This window comes from Conexibacter sp. CPCC 205762 (genome assembly GCF_030646155.1).
In the GTDB taxonomy this organism is placed as follows: Bacteria; Actinomycetota; Thermoleophilia; order Solirubrobacterales; family Solirubrobacteraceae; genus Conexibacter.
Genome location: NZ_JAUTDN010000002.1, coordinates 95,491 through 115,123 on the forward strand (window position 1 = coordinate 95,491; position 19,633 = coordinate 115,123).

The 19,633-nt window shown below is 72.2% G+C and carries 14 protein-coding genes; 4 read left to right on the forward strand and 10 right to left on the reverse strand.

The features are described 5' to 3' along the window. Positions 1-23 precede the first annotated feature (23 nt). Positions 24-3,011 carry a hypothetical protein gene (locus Q7L73_RS02655; protein ID WP_304685954.1) on the reverse strand — a complete coding sequence of 996 codons (2,988 nt, stop codon included), beginning with the start codon at positions 3,009-3,011 and terminating at the stop codon, positions 24-26. Positions 3,012-3,228: 217 nt separating this feature from the next. Here Q7L73_RS02655 and Q7L73_RS02660 point away from each other — a divergent pair, with 217 nt between their 5' ends. Continuing rightward, a complete protein-coding gene (locus tag Q7L73_RS02660) occupies positions 3,229-5,202 on the forward strand; it encodes a metallophosphoesterase (RefSeq protein ID WP_304685955.1) in 1,974 nt (657 codons plus the stop codon). 48 nt (positions 5,203-5,250) lie between these two features. Here Q7L73_RS02660 and Q7L73_RS02665 read toward each other — a convergent pair whose 3' ends face one another. Beyond that, on the reverse strand, positions 5,251-6,864 hold the full coding sequence (locus tag Q7L73_RS02665; protein ID WP_304685956.1) for a methylmalonyl-CoA mutase: 1,614 nt from the start codon (positions 6,862-6,864) through the stop codon (positions 5,251-5,253). A gap of 123 nt (positions 6,865-6,987) precedes the next feature. On the opposite strand from Q7L73_RS02665, the gene Q7L73_RS02670 reads away from it, so the two are divergent. Beyond that, a complete protein-coding gene (locus Q7L73_RS02670; protein ID WP_304685957.1) occupies positions 6,988-7,686 on the forward strand; it encodes a molybdenum cofactor biosynthesis protein MoaE in 699 nt (232 codons plus the stop codon). 9 nt (positions 7,687-7,695) lie between these two features. Here the strand turns inward: Q7L73_RS02670 and Q7L73_RS02675 are convergent, their stop codons facing one another. The 3 genes from Q7L73_RS02675 to Q7L73_RS02685 all read right to left on the reverse strand — a co-directional run bounded on the left by Q7L73_RS02675 (position 7,696) and on the right by Q7L73_RS02685 (position 9,612). Beyond that, entirely contained in the window at positions 7,696-8,115 is a 420-nt protein-coding gene (locus Q7L73_RS02675) for a hypothetical protein (protein WP_304685958.1), read from the reverse strand. 205 nt (positions 8,116-8,320) lie between these two features. Further along, a complete protein-coding gene (gene tenA / locus Q7L73_RS02680) occupies positions 8,321-9,082 on the reverse strand; it encodes a thiaminase II (protein WP_304686590.1) in 762 nt (253 codons plus the stop codon). Further along, a complete protein-coding gene (locus Q7L73_RS02685) occupies positions 9,079-9,612 on the reverse strand; it encodes a ferritin (RefSeq protein WP_304685959.1) in 534 nt (177 codons plus the stop codon). The genes tenA and Q7L73_RS02685 overlap by 4 nt, the downstream gene beginning before the upstream one ends. A gap of 115 nt (positions 9,613-9,727) precedes the next feature. On the opposite strand from Q7L73_RS02685, the gene Q7L73_RS02690 reads away from it, so the two are divergent. Together Q7L73_RS02690 and Q7L73_RS02695 are read left to right on the forward strand one after the other, a co-directional pair. Beyond that, complete coding sequence (locus tag Q7L73_RS02690) at positions 9,728-10,675, forward strand: UDP-glucuronic acid decarboxylase family protein (RefSeq protein ID WP_304685960.1); 948 nt, start codon at positions 9,728-9,730, stop codon at positions 10,673-10,675. Between the two features lie 58 nt (positions 10,676-10,733). After that, complete coding sequence (locus Q7L73_RS02695; RefSeq protein WP_304685961.1) at positions 10,734-12,272, forward strand: sugar transferase; 1,539 nt, start codon at positions 10,734-10,736, stop codon at positions 12,270-12,272. Here Q7L73_RS02695 and Q7L73_RS02700 read toward each other — a convergent pair. The 5 genes from Q7L73_RS02700 to Q7L73_RS02720 form a co-directional block, all read right to left on the reverse strand. After that, on the reverse strand, positions 12,269-12,661 hold the full coding sequence (locus Q7L73_RS02700) for a response regulator transcription factor (RefSeq protein WP_304685962.1): 393 nt from the start codon (positions 12,659-12,661) through the stop codon (positions 12,269-12,271). The genes Q7L73_RS02695 and Q7L73_RS02700 overlap by 4 nt on opposite strands. Continuing rightward, positions 12,658-15,669 carry an ATP-binding protein gene (locus Q7L73_RS02705; protein ID WP_304685963.1) on the reverse strand — a complete coding sequence of 1,004 codons (3,012 nt, stop codon included), beginning with the start codon at positions 15,667-15,669 and terminating at the stop codon, positions 12,658-12,660. The genes Q7L73_RS02700 and Q7L73_RS02705 overlap by 4 nt, the downstream gene beginning before the upstream one ends. Next, positions 15,669-16,394, reverse strand: a complete 726-nt coding sequence (locus Q7L73_RS02710; RefSeq protein WP_304686591.1) for a CheR family methyltransferase — start codon at positions 16,392-16,394, stop codon at positions 15,669-15,671. Before Q7L73_RS02710 ends, Q7L73_RS02705 begins: the two co-directional genes overlap by 1 nt. 113 nt (positions 16,395-16,507) lie before the next feature. Beyond that, positions 16,508-18,688, reverse strand: a complete 2,181-nt coding sequence (locus Q7L73_RS02715; protein ID WP_304685964.1) for a tetratricopeptide repeat protein — start codon at positions 18,686-18,688, stop codon at positions 16,508-16,510. After that, the gene (locus Q7L73_RS02720) at positions 18,663-19,364 is read right to left on the reverse strand and encodes a hypothetical protein (RefSeq protein WP_304685965.1); all 702 of its coding nucleotides are present in this window, start codon (positions 19,362-19,364) and stop codon (positions 18,663-18,665) included. The genes Q7L73_RS02715 and Q7L73_RS02720 overlap by 26 nt, the downstream gene beginning before the upstream one ends. Between the last annotated feature and the right edge of the window lie 269 nt (positions 19,365-19,633).

The following is a 19,633-nucleotide window of genomic DNA, read 5'->3' on the forward strand; positions in this document are numbered from 1 at the left end:
TGCGGTGCGGGACGGCGTGAGGTCTACTTCAGCGTCAGGCGCACCGACTGGGAGGCCTTCGCCTTGTTCGTCTGGCGGGTCGTCACGCGCACCGACAGGCGGCCTCTGCGCGCCGCCAGTCTTCTCGCCAGCGCTCTGCCGGCGCCGAGGCCGGTCACCTTCACGGTGACGGCGCGGGCGCCCTTCTTCGGCAGCTTGACGGTGACCGTGCGGCCCTTGCGCGTCAGCGCTCTGCCGCCGGCGCGCTTGCCGCCGGCCTTCGCCGAGATCGACGCGCCGCTGGTCGTGAGGCCCTTCGGCAGCGTGACCGCGACGCTCGCCAGCGGCTTGGAGCCGCTGGGCACCTTCGTGCTGACGCTCAGCGCGCCTCTGCCTCTGCGGAAGCGCAGCGAGCCGGTCGACTGCGGCCGGGTGCAGCCGATCGGAACGAGTCTCGGGCTGCGGCTCGATCTCTTGCCGTTCTGGCCGACGAACGACGAGACGAGCGGCGGCTTGGCGCAGAGGTTGCCGACCGTCGTCAGCACGCCGGTCGAGCCGCCTCTGAAGGCGAGCTCGAAGCTCGACAGCGTCAGGTCCGGGATCGCGCCGAAGGTCGTCACGACGAGGTTGTTTCTGATCGAGACGATGCCCTCGAGGTCGAGGTTGACCTCGCCGCGCAGCTGGACCATCAGCTTCGGCAGGCCGCCGGTCGGCACTCTGACGAGGTAGGTCGGCCCGGTCAGCGGTCTGCTGATCAGCGGGCTGACCGCCTTCGCGGTCGCGACGCGCGAGCGCTCCGAGCATCTTCTGGCGGCGAACACGGCCGGGTCGCAGGCCTCTCTGATCGTCGCGAGGTTGGTCGAGACCGCCTTCGGCAGCGTCACGACCGCCTGCTTCATCGCGGCCTCGCCGCTTCTCTGCGTGATCGTCGTCGTGAAGGCCGGGTGCGCGCCCTGCTTCGTCAGCCCCTTGCCGCCGATTCTGCCGCTGATCTGCGGGCCGAACGGCAGTCTGTCGCAGCCGGTGACGGCGAGCGTGCTGGTCGCGCCGACGTTCGCGCCGCCGTCGAGCGGCGTGAAGTCGCCGCTGGCCGGCAGCTGTCCGCAGCTGGTCGGGTTGCGCATGAAGCCGGGGCGGTCGACGTTGACGATCAGTCTGCGGATCGCCAGCGGGATGCCGAACTGCAGCGCCGGGATCGGGTCGCTGATGATGTCGAGCCCGCCGTCGTTGCCGAGGATCAGGCGCTGGTTGACGATCACGGTGCCGGCGTCGACCGGACCGAGGTGGGCCGGGACCTTGATCGTGAGGCCGGCCGGGTCGCCGGGCTGCTGCGGCTGCGTCAGGTAGATGCTGCCGGGCAGCGTCGGCGGCTCGGGGCCGGAGCCGTCGATCGACTGGACCGAGCCGATCCGGCTGGAGTCCTCGCAGTTGCCCGCTCTGGCGTTGTCGAGCGAGCACTTCGTCAGCCCTCTCAGCGCGAGCGAGCCGATCAGGCCGGGCGGCAGGTCGAAGGCGACTCTGCCGACCGGGATCGTTCTGTCAGGCCGGTCGAACGTCAGCGTGAACGGCGAGCTGGCGCCGCCCTGCGTGTTCGCCACCGACGTGCCCATCGAGGGCGTGAATCTGCGCTCGCAGTCGCCGGCGGTCGTGAAGGCGCCTCTCGTCTCGATTCTCGGCGTGCCCGACCACGGCCCGACGATCGCCGTCGAGACGTTCTCGCCGCAGGTCGTCGGCGTCACGAGCGCCGATCTGGGTCCGCCTCTGAAGGTCAGTCTGAAGTCGGTGAACGCGATCTGCGGAAGGTCCGAGAAGACCGTCGTCACCTGGCCGGTCGTGTTGTCCGGGTTGACCGTCGCCGAGACCTTGATGTGGGCGCCGAACAGCGGCACGTCGAGGAACAGGCGGAGGCGGTCGGTCGGCGTCTGCGTGCCGAAGTAGACCTTGCCGGGGAAGGAGCCGAGGATCGGCGAGACGAACTCGATCGAGCCGACCTCCGAGGAGGCCGGGCAGTTGGCCGCGACCGACGTGTCGGCCTGGTTGAAGCCGGCGTCGGTGCACGCGTCGAGGTTGGCCGCCAGCGCGACGTTCAGCAGCACGCCGGGCGGCGCGACGACCGTCGTCGTGCGGACGTGGGAGCTGACGCGCTCGGCGTTGCCCTCGCCTGGCTTGACGTCGAAGCTGATCGCCGAGGTCGAGTCCGGCGTGGCCGGGTCGGCCGCGGTCGTCAGCGACGCCTGGAAGGGGACGTTCGCGCAGTCGGTCGGCGTGTAGGAGCCGGCGTTGCTGCTGCTGGCGCCGCCGTACGAGGTCGCGGTGACGGTGATCGCCGCGTCGATGCACGAGGTCGGGTTGGTGAAGAACGGTCTCCCGCCCGGGTAGCCGTCGAGTCTCTGGATGATGTAGTCGGTGTGGAGGCCGACCTCGCCGAAGATCGGCACGGTCGCTCTGTTCGGCAGGCCCGCGAGCGACGCCGTCAGGCCGAGGTCGTGCGGGTCGACGCTGATCGGCGAGATGAGCTTGATGTGGTCGCCGACCGGCGGGGCGATGTCGATGCCGAAGGCGGCCGGTGAGCCGGCCGAGGGCTCGAGGTTGTAGATCGTGCCGTCGACTCTGCCGCCGAGGATGCCGTTGACGAGCGGATTGGTCGTCGTCAGGCCGGTGACGACGGTGCCGACGGCGGTGTCGGCGGCGCAGTCGGCCGCTCTGCTGTGGTCGTCGACCGCGAACTGCGCCTGCGTGCACTGTCTGAAGTTGTTGACGTAGGCGACGACGCCGGGGGCGAGGTGGATGCTGAGGTCTCTCGCGCTGTCGGCAGCCGAGTCGCCGTTGTCGCTGAACTCGATTCTGATCGCCATGTCGGGGTGGGCGGCGGCCGAGAAGGGGTCGCCGTTCGGGACCGAGCCGCCAGCCGGCACCGCCGGCGTCGGCGTCACTCTGTCGATCGAGAAGGCATGCGCGCTCGCTGCGAACGCGAATGGCAACAACAGCGCAACGAGCGCTGCGATCAGCGCTCGCGGGGGGACGATCCTCATTCTCACCTCTCCTTGCGACGTGCCTGCGACGGCGTCTTCCGTTCCGCCCACGGGACATGCCCCGCGGGATCGAGTTGCAAACGCGTGCGTTTCATGGCGAACAGGCCCCGACACATGTCGAATTCCGTCGAACTTCACCGCCGGGTAACGAGCAGCGGGCGCGCAGGCGCTTGGGTTCGCACGTCAGGCCCAACGCAACGATTGGACGCACCCCCTTATGAGCAGCACCTCCCCCGGCCGCCTCGGCGGCCTGGCGGCGACCGCAGCGCTGGTCGCCGCCGTTCTCGTGCCCGCTTCCGCGAGCGCAGAGATCATGGACGCCCACCTCGCGTTCACTGGTGACACGACCACGACGATGGCTGTCACCTTCAAAGAGACCGCCGCCGTCAGCGGCACAACGGCGACCGCCTACGCGCGCCCCGTCGGTGCCGGCGGCGCCGCCGCATGCGCCGCGGCGCCGGGCCCCACGGGCTGCATCTCGATCGCGCTCACGCGCAGCGACGTGCCCGGCAGAGACGCCACCGGCACGGTCAACACCTACACCTTCTTCACCGGAACGTTCAGCGGGCTCACCCCCGGCGCGACGTACGACTGGTTCATCAACGACTCAGTCACCACGGCCGGTGTCACCCCCGGCACGTTCAAGACCGCCAGAGGCGGCAACACGACCTATACCGCCGCCACGTACGGCGAGGTCCACACCGACGACGGCGACGACGTCGTCGCCTTCGGCGCCTCCGGCCCGGGCAACTACTCGGTGCAGGGCGTCGTGGGCCTCCAGGCCGCCGACAGAACCGTCTGGAACCAGGACACGCGCCCGGCGTTCGTCGTCTCCTCCGGCGACAACATGAACGACGGCAACATGGAGCACAGATGGGATGACCTGCTCGCCGGCAACACGGCCAGCGGGGGCAACGGCACGACGGTCGACACGACCTTCATCAGAACCGTGCGCGGCTCGATCCCGTTCATGAACGCGCTCGGCGACCACGAGTACAAGAACATCACGCCGGCGGGCACCGCCTCGCCGCTCTACTACGCCCACTCGCCGAACCCCGGCAACGGGCCGAGCGGGCAGGAGAAGGCCTCCTACTCCTACGACTACAACGGCGTCCACTGGGTCGTGCTGGAGGCGAGCCCGGGCAACAAGCCGTCGAGCTTCCCGCAGTACTGGGCGAACGAGCTGAGATGGCTCGACGCCGACCTCGCGGCGGCCGTCACGCGCACGCGCTTCCAGATCGTCGTCATGCACCAGCCGCCGTTCCACTCGAAGACGAGCCGCGTCTACCCGTCGTACGCCGATCCCGAGTTCCGCGACGACGTGATGCCGATCTTCGACAAGTACGGCGTCGAGGCGGTCGTCTCGGGCCATGACGCCCACAACGTCCGCTCCTTCCCGCTCGTCGGCACGCCGACGGAGGACTGGGCCGTCGGCAAGCCGAGAATCTCGCCGGAGCTGGTCGAGCCGGGCCACGGCACGACCTACCTCGAGCAGTCGACGACCGGCAAGAACTACGACGGCCTGCTCGACCGCGAGCCGTGGGTCGCCTGGTCGCAGACGCAGGAGACGATGCCGGCGGTGCTGCTGTTCACCTTCGGCGCGAAGTCGGTCGGCGTCCGCTTCGTCAGAACCGACGCGCTCGACCCGGTCACCAACCAGCTGCTGTATGGCGGCGGGCTGGTCGACAGCTTCACGATCAAGCAGGTGCCGCCGGCCGGCACCGAGGAGCCGAGTGGCCCGCAGGGGCCGAAGGGCGACAGCGGCGAGCAGGGGCCGAAGGGCGACGCCGGCGCGAACGGCGCGGCCGGCACCAACGGCACCAACGGCACGAAGGGCGACAGCGGCGCGGCAGGCGCCAAGGGGGACGCCGGCGCGAAGGGCGAGACCGGCGCCGCAGGCGCCAAGGGCGACCAGGGTGAGCGCGGCCCGGCCGGCGCTGCCGCCAAGGTCACCTGCAGCGTCAAGCGCGGCAAGGGCGCGCCGAAGGTCAGCTGCAAGGTCACGAGCGCGAGCAAGAGCACCAGCAAGCAGCTGGCCCGTTCGAACGCGCGCCTCGTGCGCGGCGGGCGCACCTACGCGACCGGCACGGCGGCGACGCTGAAGAGCCGTCGCACGGTCACGCGCGGCAGCTACACGCTGCGCGTCACGGCCGGCAAGCGCGTGCTGGCCTTCCCGGTCCGCATCCGCTAGATCGCATCGTCTTCCGGCGCCGCTCGGGCGGCGCCGGAAGCGCGGCGATCAGATCTCGGCCTGGTATCTGCCGAAGACGTCGCGCATCGCGCCGCAGACCTCACCGATCGAGCAGCGGTCCTTGAGCGCCTGGCGGATCAGCGGCAGCAGGTTGTCGCTGCCGCGCGCCGCCGTCCGCAGCTGCTCCAGCCGCTGCTGCGCCAGCGCCTGGTCGCGGTCGGCCTTGAACTGCGTCAGCCGCGCCACCTGCGCCCGCTCGGACTCGGGGTCGACGCGCAGCAGGTCCTGCACCTCCAGCGCGCCGTCGACGTACTTGTTGACGCCGACGACGATGTCCTGCTCCTGCGCGTAGCGCTCCTGATAGCCCCAGGCCGACTCCTCGATCTCGTTCTTGATGAACGCGATCGCGTTGACCGAGCCGCCCAGCTCGTCGACCTTGCCGATCAGCTCGGTCGCGCGCTGCTCGATCTCGCTCGTCAGCGCCTCGACGAAGTACGAGCCGGCGAACGGGTCGACGGTGTCGGTCGCGCCCGACTCGTGGCCGATGATCTGCTGCGTGCGGAGCGCGATCTTGGCGGCCTTCTCGGTCGGCAGGGCGAGCGCCTCGTCGAAGCCGTTGGTGTGCAGCGACTGCGTCCCGCCGCAGACCGCCGCGAAGCCCTGCAGCGCGACGCGGACGATGTTGTTCTCCGGCTGCTGCGCGGTCAGCGTGACGCCGCCGGTCTGCGTGTGGAAGCGCAGCTTGAGCGACTTCTCGTCTCTGGCGCCGAAGCGGTCGCGCATGATCGTCGCCCACATCTTGCGGGCGGCGCGGAACTTCGCGACCTCCTGGAAGACGTTGTTGTGGCCGTTGAAGAAGAAGGCCAGGCGAGGGGCGAAGTCGTCGACGGCGAGGCCCGCCTCGATCGCGGCCTGCACGTAGGCGATCCCGGAGGAGAGCGTGAAGGCGACCTCCTGGACGGCCGAGCAGCCCTTCTCGCGGAAGTGGTAGCCGGAGATCGAGACGGTGTTCCATCTCGGGACGTTCTCTTTGCAGTAGGCGAACAGGTCGGTCGTCAGCCGCATCGAGCCTTCGGGCGGGTAGATGAAGTTGCCGCGCGCGATGTACTCCTTGAGGATGTCGTTCTGGACCGTGCCGCGCAGCTGCTCGGGCGCGACGCCCTGCTCCTCGCCGACGAGCTGGTAGAGCAGCAGCAGCACGCTGGCGGGCGCGTTGATCGTCATCGAGGTCGAGACCTCGTCGAGCGGGATGCCGTCGAAGGCGGTCCGCATGTCGTCGATCGTGTCGATCGCGACGCCGGTGCGGCCGACCTCGCCGAGGCAGCGCGGATCGTCCGAGTCGAGGCCGAGCTGGGTCGGCAGGTCGAACGCCATCGAGAGACCGGTGGAGCCGTTCGCGAGCAGGTACTTGTAGCGCTCGTTCGACTCCTTCGCGGACGCGTAGCCCGCGTACTGGCGCATTGTCCACAGTCGCTTGCGGTACATGTCCGGGTGCACGCCGCGCGTGTACGGGAACTGGCCCGGCTCGCCGAGCTGGAGCTGCTCCGGCACGTCCTGCTCGTCGTAGCGCTGCTTGACCTCGATGCCGGAGTCGGTGAAATGCCGCGGATCGTCCGGGCCGACGATCGGGGCGATGAAGCGATGGTCCTCGGTCACGCTCATGCTTGCGAGGGTACGCCTCGGCGCCCGCGGGGACCGCCGATCGGGCGTTGCGCGGACGTTGCCGCGGCGCCGGTTGCGACGCGCTGCGGGCGGACGGGCTGCGCGCTGGCCTACCCTTGCCGCATGCACGTGCGGATCCGACTGTTCGCGATGCTGCGAGAGCGCGCCGGGACGAGCGAGCTGCAGCTCGAGCTGCCCGACGACGCCCGCGTCAGCGACGCGCTCGCGGCGCCCGCCGTCGCCGCGCTCGCAGAGGGCCTCCCGCTCGTGCTCGCCGTCAACCGCGAGTACGCCTCCGGCGAGCAGCCGCTGGCCCCCGGCGACGAGCTGGCGCTGGTGCCGCCGGTCTCGGGCGGGGCCGGCGAGCCCGACGCCGCCGCGTCTGACGCCGCCGACGCCCCGCCCGCCGCCATCCACGTGCGCGTCACCGGCGAGCCGCTGCTGCTCGACCCGCTCGTCGCCCGTGTGCGCGACACGCGTGCCGGTGCGCTCGTCACCTTCTCCGGCGTCACGCGCGACGTGCCGTCGCTCGTCTACGAGGCGTACGGCGAGATGGCGCTGGAGCAGATGGCCGCGATCGTGCGCGAGGCGGTCGCGAGCCACGGCCTCTGCGCCGCCGCCGCCGAGCACCGGATCGGCACCGTCCCGCTGTCGGAGCCGTCGGTGCTCGTCGCCGTCTCCGCGCCGCACCGCCCCGAGGCGTTCGCCGGCGCCCGCGAGATCATCGACCGCATCAAGGCCGCCGCGCCGATCTGGAAGCAGGAGGTCGACGAGACCGGCGCCGCCACCTGGGTCGACGGCACCACCCCGCCGACCGCCTGACCGCGTCGCTCAGCGACGGCCTAACAGCCGGGAGTACTCCTCCGGCCATATCGTGTCGATGAACTGCGCCTCGACCGCCGCGCGCCCTATGCGGCTGGTCGGCCCGTCCTCGCGCGCGGTGACGGCGATCACGTCCTGGCGCTCCAGCAGATAGCGCGGGTTCATCAGACAGACCTGCTGCAACGCCCCGTCGAGCGCGAACCGCACCATGTGGTGCTCGGGCGTCTCGTCCCACCACTGGTGGGCCGGTCTCTCGGCGTCGATGTGCAGCGAGAGGATGTCGCCCTTCTGGTTGTAACGGCTGCTCGTGAAGCGCACGCCGTCGATCACGATCTCGCCGCTGACGCGCGGGCGTGGGTAGACCTTCAGCGCACGGGCATGCGCCTCCACGGCAGCGATCTCGGCGCTGCTCCGTTCCACAATGCTCATATCGGCCTTCTCCCGGTCGAGAACGCGGTCACCACGTCAGGTCCCGGAACCGTGACGAGCACCTCGGCGTCGCGTCCTGTCAGCTCGGGATGTCTGTCGACGATGTGCTCCCATCGTGCCTCGGTCAGGAGCACCTGTCTACCTCAAGGATCTTTGGTCCGGCGCGGGAACACGGCGGCGACCATATCCCTGGGGGGGCGCCGGGTCAGATCGCCGGCGGCTCGAGCCGCCAGGAGGCGTCCCAGAAGGCCAGCTCGTGGCGGCTGCTGTGCGCGAAGACGTCGTGCAGGCGCGCGCGGGTCGGGACGTCGGCGGCGCTGCCGATGCGGTCCATCAGCTCCCGGCACCAGGCCGCCAGCGCCTGGAACTCGGGATCGGCGTAGGTCGCGATCCAGCGCGCGTAGGGATTCGGCGCGGCGGCGTCTGGCGCGGGGGTGGCGGCGTCTGGGGCGGACGCGGCGGCGGGCGGCGGCTGGGCGGCGGCGAGGCGGGCGCCGACCTCGGCGTAGCCCCACATGCATGGCAGCAGCGCCGCGACGAGGTCGGCGAAGTCGCCGAGCGTCGCTGTGCGCAAGAGGAAGTCGGTGTAGGCGCGGGTCGTCGCGGTCGGCGGCTCGGCCTCCAGCTCCGCCGGCGCCACGCCCCACTCCAGCGCGAACGCGCGGTGCAGGTCCATCTCCGTCACCAGGATCGCCTGCGTCAGCTCGGCGAAGCGGCGCATCGTCGCCAGCTCCGGCGCCCGCGCGCAGCCGAGCGCCAGCAGGCGGCCGTAGTCGACCAGGTAGACGTAGTCCTGGCGCACGAAGTGGCGGAAGCGGTCCAGCGGCAGCGTGCCGTCGCCGATCCCGCGCACGAACGGATGCGTGTGCTGCGCCTCCCAGGTCGCCGCCGCGGCGGCGCGCAGCTCCGCGCTGAAGCCGCCCGCCGCGCCCGCGGCCGCGCGGGCGCCGCCGCCCGACGTGCTCAGAGCGCGCCGCCGGCGGCGTTCGGCGCGGTCGGGTCGGTGCCCTCCTCGCGCGGCTGCTCGCGCGCCAGCCAGTCCTCGATGTCCATCGGGCGGTCGGCGAGGCGCTCGGCGATCGTCAGCAGGTCCGACATCGAGGCGACCTCCTCGACCTGCTCCTTCAGGAACCACTGCATGAACTGCTCGCTCTGAAAGTCGCCCTCCTCCCGCGCGACGCCGACCAGCGCGGCGATCTGGCCGCTGACGCGCTTCTCCTGCTCCAGCGACAGCGCGATCGGCGCGACGACGTCGGCGAAGGCGGTCTCGGGCGCCTTCACGCCCGGGACGGTCGCCTGCTCGTCCAGGTCGAGCAGGTACTGGATCATCATCATCGCGTGGTTGCGCTCCTCGAGCGCCTGCGCGTAGAAGAACTCGGCCAGCCGCGGCAGCGTCTGCGCGTCGTAGTGCACTGCGACGGCGATGTACTGCTGAGAAGCGGCGAACTCGTTGGCGATCTGCTCGTTGAGACGCTCGACGAAGCGGGTGGCGGGCATGGGACTCCTGAACATCGCGGGTTCGCTCGAAACGGCCCGAAAAGGGCCCGTGCAGCGATCGTAGAGGACCGACCTGTCAGCGAACATGCCGGTTCCAGGGCTATCCTCCTGCGTCATGGCTACCTGTCTGGTGACCGGAGGCGCCGGCTTCCTCGGATCGCACCTGTGCGATGAGCTGCTGCGCCGAGGGCACCGCGTGATCTGCGTCGACAACCTCGAAACCGGCTCCCTGGCGAACATCCACCACATCCGTGGACCGGAGTTCGCGCTGCTCAACGTCGACATCATCGAGCCGTACTTCGTCGATGAGCCGATCGACTTCGTGTACCACCTCGCCTCGCCGGCCTCGCCGATCGACTACCTGCGGCTGCCGCTGCACACGCTCAAGGTCGGCTCGCACGGCACGCACCACACGCTCGGGCTGGCGAAGAAGCACCGCGCGCGCTTCCTGATCGCCTCCACCAGCGAGGTCTACGGCGATCCCCAGGAGCACCCCCAGAAGGAGACCTACTGGGGCCACGTCAACCCGATCGGCCCGCGCGGCGTCTACGACGAGGCGAAGCGCTACGCCGAGGCGCTGACGATGGCGTACCACCGTCAGCAGGGCGTCGACACCGCGATCATGCGGATCTTCAACACGTACGGCTCGCGGATGCGCGCCCATGACGGCCGCGCGATCCCGACCTTCCTGCGGCAAGCGCTGCAGGACCAGCCGATCACCGTCTTCGGCGACGGCTCGCAGACGCGCAGCTTCTGTTATGTCTCCGACCTGATCCGCGGAATGATCGCGCTCGCCGAGTCGGGCATCCACCACCCGGTCAACATCGGCAACCCGGACGAGTTCACGCTGCTGGAGCTGGCGCAGACCGTGATCGAGATCACCGGCTCGCGCTCGCAGATCGTCCACGAGCCGCTGCCGACCGACGACCCGCAGGTGCGCCGGCCCGACATCACGCTCGCTCGCGAGCTGCTCGGCTGGGCCCCGGAGGTCGTGCTGCGCGACGGGCTCCAGCGCACGATCGACGACTCCGGCGTCGAGGCGCTCGTCGGAGCGACCGCCTGACCGCGGTGACGCAAGACCGGAACCTTCGCGGTTCCGGTCCGTTGCAGTGAAGGAGGTCATGCAACGAGTGGCAAACGGCGCGCTGAACGTCGACGAGCAGCATCCGGAGCAGACGGCGACCGCGGTCGCCTCGATGTCCGACAGAGACGTGCGCCGCAAGCGCCCGCCGGCGTTGTCGTTCCTGCTGCGGCTCGTGACGCTGCGCAAGCTGATGCGGGTCGCCTCGCTGCTGGCGCTCGACTTCGCCGGCGTCTGGCTCGCGCTCTTCACCGCGCTGCTGCTGAAGGGGCTGATCAAGGGCGACCACGGGCTGTCGGCATCGGTCCACCTCGCGTCGGGCCAGACGCGCGACTTCCTCGCCTTCGCCTACCTCGTGACGGTGCTGCTGTTCGCGCGCTCGGACCTCTACGCCGACCGCCCCCGCCGTCCCGGCCTGGCGCGGATCGTCAGCTCGCTCTTCCAGGTCACGGTCGTCGCGCTCGTCTACGCCGTCCTCAGCGGGCAGGAGTTCAGCAGCTACTACATCTTCTACGCCTCGCTCGGCTTCGCGGTCGTCTACGTCTCGACCTTCCGCTGGTTCCACACCGCGGTCACCGGCTGGCTGCTCGGACAGGCCGGCTACACGCGCCGCACGCTGCTCGTCGGCAGCGGCAAGCACATCGACCAGGTCGCGCACGCGCTCGGCGGCAGCGACGGCCGTGAGGTCGACCTCGTCGGCTACATCTCGCTGACGCCGCGCCCTGACAACGGCCTGCGCTCGCTCGGCGACCTCGCCGACCTCGCCGCGGTGCTGGAGCGCGACCGCGTGCAGGAGGTGATCATCGCCGACCCCGACTTCCCGCAGGAGCAGGCGGTCGAGCTGGTCGACACCTGCCATCGCCGCGGCGTCGACGTCCACATCGCGCCGTCGACGATGGAGATCCTCGTGCAGCGGGCCGAGTTCGTGCCGGGCCAGTCGCTGCCGCTGTTCACGCTCAAGCCGCCGGTCTTCGAGGGCGTCGACTTCGCCGTCAAGCGGGCCTTCGACCTGATCGGCGCGTTCGTGCTGATCGCGCTGCTGTCGCCGCTGCTGGTGACGATGGCGCTCGCGGTCAAGCTCACCTCGCGCGGTCCGATCCTCTACCGCTCGGCCCGCCCCGGCATCGGCGGCCTGCCGTTCGACTGCTTCAAGTTCCGCACGATGTACAGCGACGAGCGCGTCACCGAGGCGGAGCTGGAGAAGCTCAACGAGGCCGACGGCGCGCTCTTCAAGATCCGCGACGACCCTCGCGTGACGAAGGTCGGCAGAACGCTGCGGCGCTACTCGCTCGACGAGCTGCCGCAGCTGATCAACGTGCTGCGCGGCGAGATGTCGCTCGTCGGCCCGCGGCCGCTGCCGCTGCGCGACTTCGAGCGGCTCGAGGAGTGGCACAAGAAGCGCTACCTGGTGCTGCCGGGGATCACCGGCCTGTGGCAGGTCTCGGGCCGCTCCGAGCTCGACTTCGACGACCTCGTGCGGCTCGACTTCCTCTACCTCGAGCGCTGGTCGGTCGCGCTCGACCTCGTGATCATCCTGAAGACGTTCCCGGCCGTGGTCACGCGGCGCGGCGCCTTCTAGGCTGCGCGCCGCTTCGCCAGCGCGGCGGCGACGCGGTCGCGCAGCTCCTGCGGCGCGAACGGCTTGCGCACGTAGTCGTCGGCGCCGGCGTCGTAGCCGCTTCTGACGTCGGCCTCCTGCACGCGGGCGGTCAGGAGGATCACCGGGACGTCGGCGGTGCGCGGGTCGGCGCGCAGCTCGCGCGTGACGTCGTAGCCGGTCAGCTTCGGCATCATCACGTCGAGCACGCAGAGGTCGGGCAGCTCGGCGCGCGCCAGCTCGAGCGCCTCGGCGCCGTCGCGCGCGACGAGCACCTCGTAGCCCTGGCGCTGGAGCCGGAAGCTGACGAGCGTGAGGATGTCCTCGTCGTTGTCGGCCACCAGGATCCGCGCCGTCGTCTCGCCGCTCATGCCTGTCGTGCTCCGTTCCCGCTCGCGGCCTCGACGGCCTGCCTGTCGGTGGTCTCCGTCTCGGTCTGCGTCTGCGCCCGCAGCGGCAGCAGGACGCGGAAGGTCGTGCCGCGCCCAACCTCGCTCTCGACCGTGATGCGGCCGCCGTGGCCCTCCGCGATCGCCTGGCAGATCGACAGCCCGAGGCCGATCCCCGGGATCTCCTCCTTGACCGCCGTCGAGGCGCGGAAGAAGCGGTCGAAGAGGCGCGCCTGCTCGTCGGGCGGGATCCCGATGCCGGTGTCGGTCACCGCCAGCTCGGCCTCCTCGCCGCGGTCGCGCAGCGTCACGCTGACGCTGCCGCCGGCGGGCGTGAACTTGAGCGCGTTGTTGATCAGGTTGTCGACCAGCTGGCCGAGCCGCTCGGCGTCGCCGCGGATCTCCGGCACCGGCTCGGTCCGCGCCGTCACCTCGACGCGCGCCTGCTCGGCGCGCGGGCGGGCGGCGTCGACGGCGTCCTGCACGACCCGCTCCAGCTGCGCGCGGCCGTGCTCGAGGTTGAGCGTGCCGGCCTCGACCTGGGCGACGAACAGGAGGTCGCCGACGAGCCGCTGCAGCCGCCGCCCGTTGCGCTCGACGATCTCGAGGAAGCGGCGCTGCTGCTCGTTGATCTCGCCGACCTCCTCCTCGATCACCAGCTCCACGTAGCCGACGATCGAGGTCAGCGGCGTGCGCAGCTCGTGCGAGACGAGCGCGAAGAACTCGTTCTTGAGGCGGTCGGCCTCGGCCTCGGCGGCGCGCTTCTCGGCGACCTGCACGACGAGCCCGGCGATCCCGTCGAGCGTGTCGAGCAGCTCGGCGTCCGGCGGCGCGCCCTCGTGCTGCCAGAACTGCAGCACGCCGAGCGCGTGCGGCCCGCGCCCGACCGGCAGCGCCGCGCTGATGCGCAGCCCGGCGGCGGACGCGGCGGCGTCGTCGGCGGTGCAGCTGGTCCAGTTCGCCTCGCCGCCGGCGAAGACGCGGCCGGCGAGGCCGGCGCCGCGCTCGTGCGTGGCGGCGCGCACCTGCTCGGCGACGGCGGCGAGCGCCCGCTCGGCGGCGGGCTGCGACGGCTCGCAGCGCCACAGGCCGGCGCAGGCGAGCCGCCCGTCGACCTCCGGCAGCCAGAACGCGACCAGCGGCCATTCCATCGCCTCGCCGAGCGCGGCGAGCGTCGGCTCGACCAGCTCGGCGCGGCCCTCGACCTCGGCCAGCACACGGCTGACCGCGCCGCGGGCCTCGCGCTCGCGCTCGCGCAGGCGGCGGCCGGTGACGTCGCGCACGAACGCGTTGGCGCGCCAGCCGGTGCCGATCCGCAGCGGCGCGAGCGATATCTCGACCGTCAGCTCGCTGCCGTCGGCGCGTCTGGCGGGCTGCTCGAAGCGGTGGGTGCGGGCGCCCGCGTACTCGGCGTCTGCGAGCACCTGCGCGTAGCGGTCGTCGAATGCGCGCAGCTCGGCGTCCGGCACGATCAGCTCCGTCAGCGGTCTGCCGGTCGCCTGCTCGGCGGTGTAGCCGAACAGGGCCTGCGCCTGCGGCGACCACTCGAGCACGACGCCGTCCTGGTCGCTGGCGACGTAGGCGTCCTGCGCCGTCTCCAGCACCGCCTGGTTGAGCTCGGCGTGGTGCTGCGCGTACTGCGTCGCGAGCGCCCGCACGAGGCCGACCGCGGCCGGCTCGGCGAGGCGGCCGGCGAGGTCGATCGCGGGCGCCGGGAAGGGCGCGGTGCCGACGCGGCCGAACGAGATCACGCCGGCCACGCGCGTGCGCCCCGGCAGCGGCAGGTGCAGCTCCTGGCGGATCGGGGCCTCGCCGCCGAAGGCCGGGATCGTCAGCCCGCCCTCGTCGTGCTGGGCGTGGATCGCGCGGCGCTCGGCGAGCGCGCGGCCGGCGAGGCCCGCGCCGCTGCGCAGCCGCCGCGGCAGCTGTTCGCGCTCGAAGCCGAGCACGCCGCTGAGCAGCAGCGGGCCGTCGGGGTCGGTCACGTCGAGCGCGTAGAGCGTGCCGGCGTCGGCGCCGAGCGCGTCGCCGATCTCGCTCAGCAGCACCGCGGCCAGCTCGTCGAGGTCGGCGGCGGCCGAGATGCGGGCGACGACGCGGTGGAAGGCGTCGCCGCGCTCCTTCTCGCGCGCCAGCTCCTCCAGCGTCCGCTCCAGCTCGCCCTGCTGCGCCTCCAGCTCGGCGTTCTGGTGCTCGAGCTCGTCGCGGCTGTGCTGCGCCGCCTCCGCCATCTCGTTGAAGGAGGAGATCAGCGTGTGCGCCTCGGCGATGCCGCCGTCGGCGGCACGCGCGTCCCAGTCGCCCTGGGCGCGACGCGTCGCCGCCGCCGCGACGCGCTTGATCGGCGCGACGACCAGCCGTGACAGGTAACCGCCGTAGATCACGACCAGCACGGGGCAGAGGATCAGTCCCAGCAGCGCGAACAGGAGCGCGCGGGTGGCTGCGCTGTCGCTCTCGTGGCGGACCATGTCGGCGTACGTGCGCTCGGCCCGCTCGAAGGCGGTGAACTCGGCGCGGATCGCGTCGACCTGGCGCTTGCCGGTGCCGCCGGCGACCATGCGCCGGGCCTGCTCCGGGTTCGTGCGGGCGCGCGTGATCTGCGCAGGGACGTAGCCGCCGACGTACTGCTCGCTTTGCCTCACCGCCTCCTCAGCCGCTCTGCGGCGCCCGTTGGAGCCTCGCTCGGGAACGGCTGCCAGCAACGCATCGGCGGCGCCGGGAAGCTCGCGCTTGGCGTCCTCGTACGGTTCCAGGAAGTCCTGGTTGGCGGTGATGATGTAGCCGCGCTGGGCGGTCTCGGAGTCGACCACGAGCCGCTCGACGCGGTTGCCGGCGGCGATCGCACCGAGCGAGCGGGCGAGGTCGCGGTTGGCGTCGTGCAGCTGGTCGACCGAGCGCAGCGTGACCGCGAAGGCGGCAGCGACGACGACGACCAGCACCGCCGCGCCGATCGCGAGGCGGCCGTCGAGCCCGCGCAGGGCGGCGCGCATCAGGCGCTCCTCCGGTAGGCGTGCGGACCGGCCGGCTGGAGGCCGAGCGCGCGCGGGTCTCTCAGCCGCTCGGCGCGGCCGAGCAGCAGCACGCCGCCGGGCGCGAGCGCGTCGGCAAGCAGCCGCTCCAGCCGCGCCCGCGCCGGCGCGGTGAAGTAGATCGCGACGTTGCGGCAGAGGATCAGCTGCCAGCCGCCGCCGGGCGCGCTGCCGGCGAGCAGGTCGCGCTGCTCCCAGCGCAGGCGCGCCCGCAGCTGCTCCGACAGGGCGGTGTCGACCTCGTGCGCGCGGCGCAGGTTCTCCTCCAGCAGGTCGGAGCCGAGCAGCTGCGTCCGCTCGAGCGCGCCGAGCCGCTCCAGCAGCAGCCCGAGCGATATCAGCTCCGAGCCGTCGGAGCAGCCGGCCGACCAGACGCGGATGGCGCCAGGCTGCTGCAGCAGCGGCGGCAGCAGCTCGCGCTCCAGCAGCTCGAACTGGTGCGGGTCGCGGAAGCGGCCGGTGACCGAGACCGCGATCGAGCGGCGGAAGCGCGTCAGCGCGGTCGGGTCGGCGGCCAGCCTGCGCGCGAGCGCGGCGGCGTCGCCGACGCCCTCGGACGCGAGCGCGCGCCGCAGCTGCGTCGCGAGGTGCTCGTCGCGGAAATCGGCAAGCGGCAGCGCGCTGACCCGCGCAAGCGCGGCTCGGTCGGCCTCCGCGACCGACGCTGCAAGCTGCTCCGTCGACATCTGCACTGGGAATACCCTCTTGACGCGCCCGCTCCTGCGCGATGGCGGGATTGGAGCGGTTCTGGACTCGAACCGGTCATCGGCAGCGCCGCTTCCGGTCTGGAGCGCGGCTGTCAGGGCGCCGTGGCGCCGGCGCTCGCCTGCGCCTGCATCAGGGCGAGCTGCGTGGCGGGATTCCACGGGTCGACGAAGACCGCCGCCTCGTACGCTCTCAGCGCGCCCTGCGCGTCGCCCTGGTCGGCTTCGAGGCGGCCGAGGTTGAGCCACGTCTGCGCGTTCGCCGGCTGCAGCTCGACCGCCTGCTGCAGCGTTCTCAGCGCCTCCTCGGCTCTGCCCTGCGCGACGAGCGCCTCCGACAGCGCGAACAGCGGCTCGACCGCGAGCGGGTTGATCTTGTGGGCATCGCGCGCCTTCGCGGCCGCCTGCGGCGCTCTGTTGGCGTCGAGCAGCGCGAGCGCGTCGTCGTTGACGTTCATCGCGTGCAGCGGCTGCCAGATCGTCCAGGCGCCGATCAGCCCGGCGACGAGCACCGCCAGCGCCGCGAGCAGCCGGCCGCGGGCGGCCAGCAGCGGGCGCGGCAGGCGGCCGGGCGGCGGCGGGTCGGCGAGCGGGCCGCGGCCGGCGACCCAGCCGGCGGCGATCAGGCCGGTGATCGCGGTGCCGGGGATGAACCAGGTCCAGTCGACGGCCGAGTGGAAGCCGAAGCCGACGGCGGTCAGCGCGAGCGTGACGAGGCCGATCCGCTCCGGCGTCCACTCCTGCGCCGGCCGTCGCGGCGCCGGCACGCGCGTGTCGCGCGCGCCGATCGCGGCGAGCGCCCAGGCGCCGTAGCGGCGGCGCGGCAGCAACGCGGTCGCGCGCAGCGCGGCGGTCAGCCACGCCGCCAGCAGCAGCAGGTTGACGCCGAGCCCGACGAGGCCGAGGTCGGCGAGCGTCTGCGGCACGTAGCCATGGGCGTGGCCGGCGCGCAGGCGGTCTCTCTGCAGCGCCCGTCGCGCCGATCTGTAGCCGTCGGCGCCGACGCCGGCCCAGCGCGTGTTGCTGTTGTACTTCCACAGCTTGAAGGCGTCGTCCCAGTATCTGGCGCGGACGCCGCCGGCGGAGGTGAAGCGGCCGGGGTCGTTGCCGGGCTGCTGCGCGTTGGGGTCGGTCAGCTCGTGCCATCTGTCGGAGATCGAGCCGGTCAGGCCGCGGTCGGAGAGCGCGAGCTTGCCGACGCCCGCGATCGGCACGAGCGCGACCAGCACCAGCAGCACGGCGCCGACCGTCTGCCGCCGCTGCGGCGACCACTGGCCGCGCGAGGTCGAGAAGGCGAGCGCGAGCCCGGCGATGAAGGTGACGATCAGCACCGTCAGCAGCAGCAGGCCGAGATCGTGGCCGGCGTCGGCGCGGACGTCGAGCGGGACGCCGTCCCTCGCCAGCCCGTCGTTCCCGAACGACCACAGCCCGACGATCGCGGTGCAGACGCCGGCCGCCAGCAGCATCGCCGCGCCGCGCAGTCGCAGCGGCACGATCGCGAACCACAGCACGACGACGAGCAGCGTGCTCAGCAGCGCGCCGCGGCTGTAGGCCAGCAGCATCGCCGTCAGCAGCACCGTCAGCGCCGGCACCGACAGCGCGCGCAGGGCGGCGTGGCCGTCGCGGCGGGCGCCGACCCAGAGGCAGCCGGGGATGCCGAGCACGGCCATCAGGCCGACGGCGTTCCAGTAGTCGAACGGCGCGCGCAGCCGCGCGGTGCCGGTGTCGACCCCTTCCAGCGACGGGAAGACCTTCACCAGCAGCGCCCAGCCGGACAGCGCCAGCGCCGCCAGCACGATCCCGCCGATGATCGCCGTCCAGCGGCCGGCGGCGATCCGCACGAGCGCGGCCGCGCCGGCGAAGGCGGCGAGGTAGGCGAGCGTCAGGTTCGCCGCCGCCCACGAGTCCGACGGGGCGACCGACCAGCTGATCGAGATCGCCGTCAGCGCCGTCAGCGCGCCGAACAGCAGCACCGTCATGCCGCCCCACAGGCGCCGGCTGCCGGTCGCCGTCAGCGCCGCCAACGCGACGCAGAGGCTGCCGATCACGGTCAGCGCGATCTCCGGCCCGGTCGTCGAGTCGAGCGAGCTGCCGCCGCCGGAGACGAACGAGACGGCGACGATCAGCGCCGCCAGCGCGAGCGTCAGCGGCGGGTCGGGATGCGCGGCGAGGCGCCCGCGCAATCCCTGGGCGCGAACGGGCGCGCCGGCGTCGTCGGACGCCGGCGAGGTCAGCTCGGCCGGCTCGTTCTCAGGCGCGTCTGCGAGCGAGGACACGTCGCCCGATCGTCGGTGCGCCGAAGCCGATCGCGCCGGCGGCGAGCAGCACGAGGAAGGCGATCAGCGGCGTCGGCAGCGCGCGGCGATCGTCCGAGAAGGAGGCCGGGATGCCGGGCGTGACGGTCGTGCCGCCGACTCTGACGGGCGCGCCGCTGCCGGCCTGCTGGGTCGGTGCCGGCGTCGGCGCGGGAGCGGGGGCGGGCGTCGTGCCGCTGCTCGCGCCGCCGTCGCCGCTGCCGTTGCCGGGCGCGTTGCTGGTGCTGCCGGCGGTGCTGCCGAAGGAGCCGTCGGAGCCGCTGCTGCTGCCCGGGGTGCTGCCGGGGCTGCTGGTGCCGGGGCTGGTGTTGCCGCCGTTGGAGCCGTTGCTCCCGTTCGAGCCGTTGCCGCCGTTGCCGCCGTTGCCGCCGTTCGAGTTGTTGTTGCCGTTGTCGGGCGCTCTCGCGTTGAGCGCGGCGTTGATTGCGTCCATGCAGCCGGTGTACTCGGCGATGTCGCCTCTCACCAGCTTGCGCGCGTCGCGCAGGTCGCTCTTCGCGTAGCTGCCGGTCAGCAGACCGGTCGGCGAGGTCGAGCAGTCCTTGATGATCGCGTCGGCGGTCGACGCCGCGGCGGGCGCGGCAGTGACGCCGAGCGCGAGCACGGCCAGGATGAGCGGGAGCGGGGAGAAACGCATCAGAAAGGACCTTCGACGCCGGGGTCGTTCAACCTACCAACGGCGGACGGACCGGGAAGTTGCGGGTGGAGAGCATGCCTCCGGCGCCGGGGAGGAGCACCGACAGGTCAGTGCCCCTCCCCGTTGCGCCGAAGGGGTGCCGCGCCGGCGACGGAAGCCCGGGACCGGGGGCGGCCTCCGTCGACCAGGACCAGCGCGGCAGAGGCGGCCCCCCGACCCGAGGCGCGCCGGGCCGGGAGAACACCTTGCCCGCCTGATACCCGGCCGCC

Coding starts and splice junctions, on each gene's coding strand:
- Q7L73_RS02670 (WP_304685957.1), top strand. CDS start 6,988: ATGCACGTGCGGATCCGACTGTTCGCGATGCTGCGAGAGCGCGCCGGG.
- Q7L73_RS02685 (WP_304685959.1), bottom strand. CDS start 9,612: ATGCCCGCCACCCGCTTCGTCGAGCGTCTCAACGAGCAGATCGCCAAC.
- Q7L73_RS02700 (WP_304685962.1), bottom strand. CDS start 12,661: ATGAGCGGCGAGACGACGGCGCGGATCCTGGTGGCCGACAACGACGAG.
- Q7L73_RS02660 (WP_304685955.1), top strand. CDS start 3,229: ATGAGCAGCACCTCCCCCGGCCGCCTCGGCGGCCTGGCGGCGACCGCA.
- Q7L73_RS02690 (WP_304685960.1), top strand. CDS start 9,728: ATGGCTACCTGTCTGGTGACCGGAGGCGCCGGCTTCCTCGGATCGCAC.
- Q7L73_RS02665 (WP_304685956.1), bottom strand. CDS start 6,864: ATGAGCGTGACCGAGGACCATCGCTTCATCGCCCCGATCGTCGGCCCG.
- Q7L73_RS02695 (WP_304685961.1), top strand. CDS start 10,734: ATGCAACGAGTGGCAAACGGCGCGCTGAACGTCGACGAGCAGCATCCG.
- Q7L73_RS02710 (WP_304686591.1), bottom strand. CDS start 16,394: ATGTCGACGGAGCAGCTTGCAGCGTCGGTCGCGGAGGCCGACCGAGCC.
- Q7L73_RS02705 (WP_304685963.1), bottom strand. CDS start 15,669: ATGCGCGCCGCCCTGCGCGGGCTCGACGGCCGCCTCGCGATCGGCGCG.
- Q7L73_RS02655 (WP_304685954.1), bottom strand. CDS start 3,011: ATGAGGATCGTCCCCCCGCGAGCGCTGATCGCAGCGCTCGTTGCGCTG.
- Q7L73_RS02720 (WP_304685965.1), bottom strand. CDS start 19,364: ATGCGTTTCTCCCCGCTCCCGCTCATCCTGGCCGTGCTCGCGCTCGGC.
- Q7L73_RS02675 (WP_304685958.1), bottom strand. CDS start 8,115: ATGAGCATTGTGGAACGGAGCAGCGCCGAGATCGCTGCCGTGGAGGCG.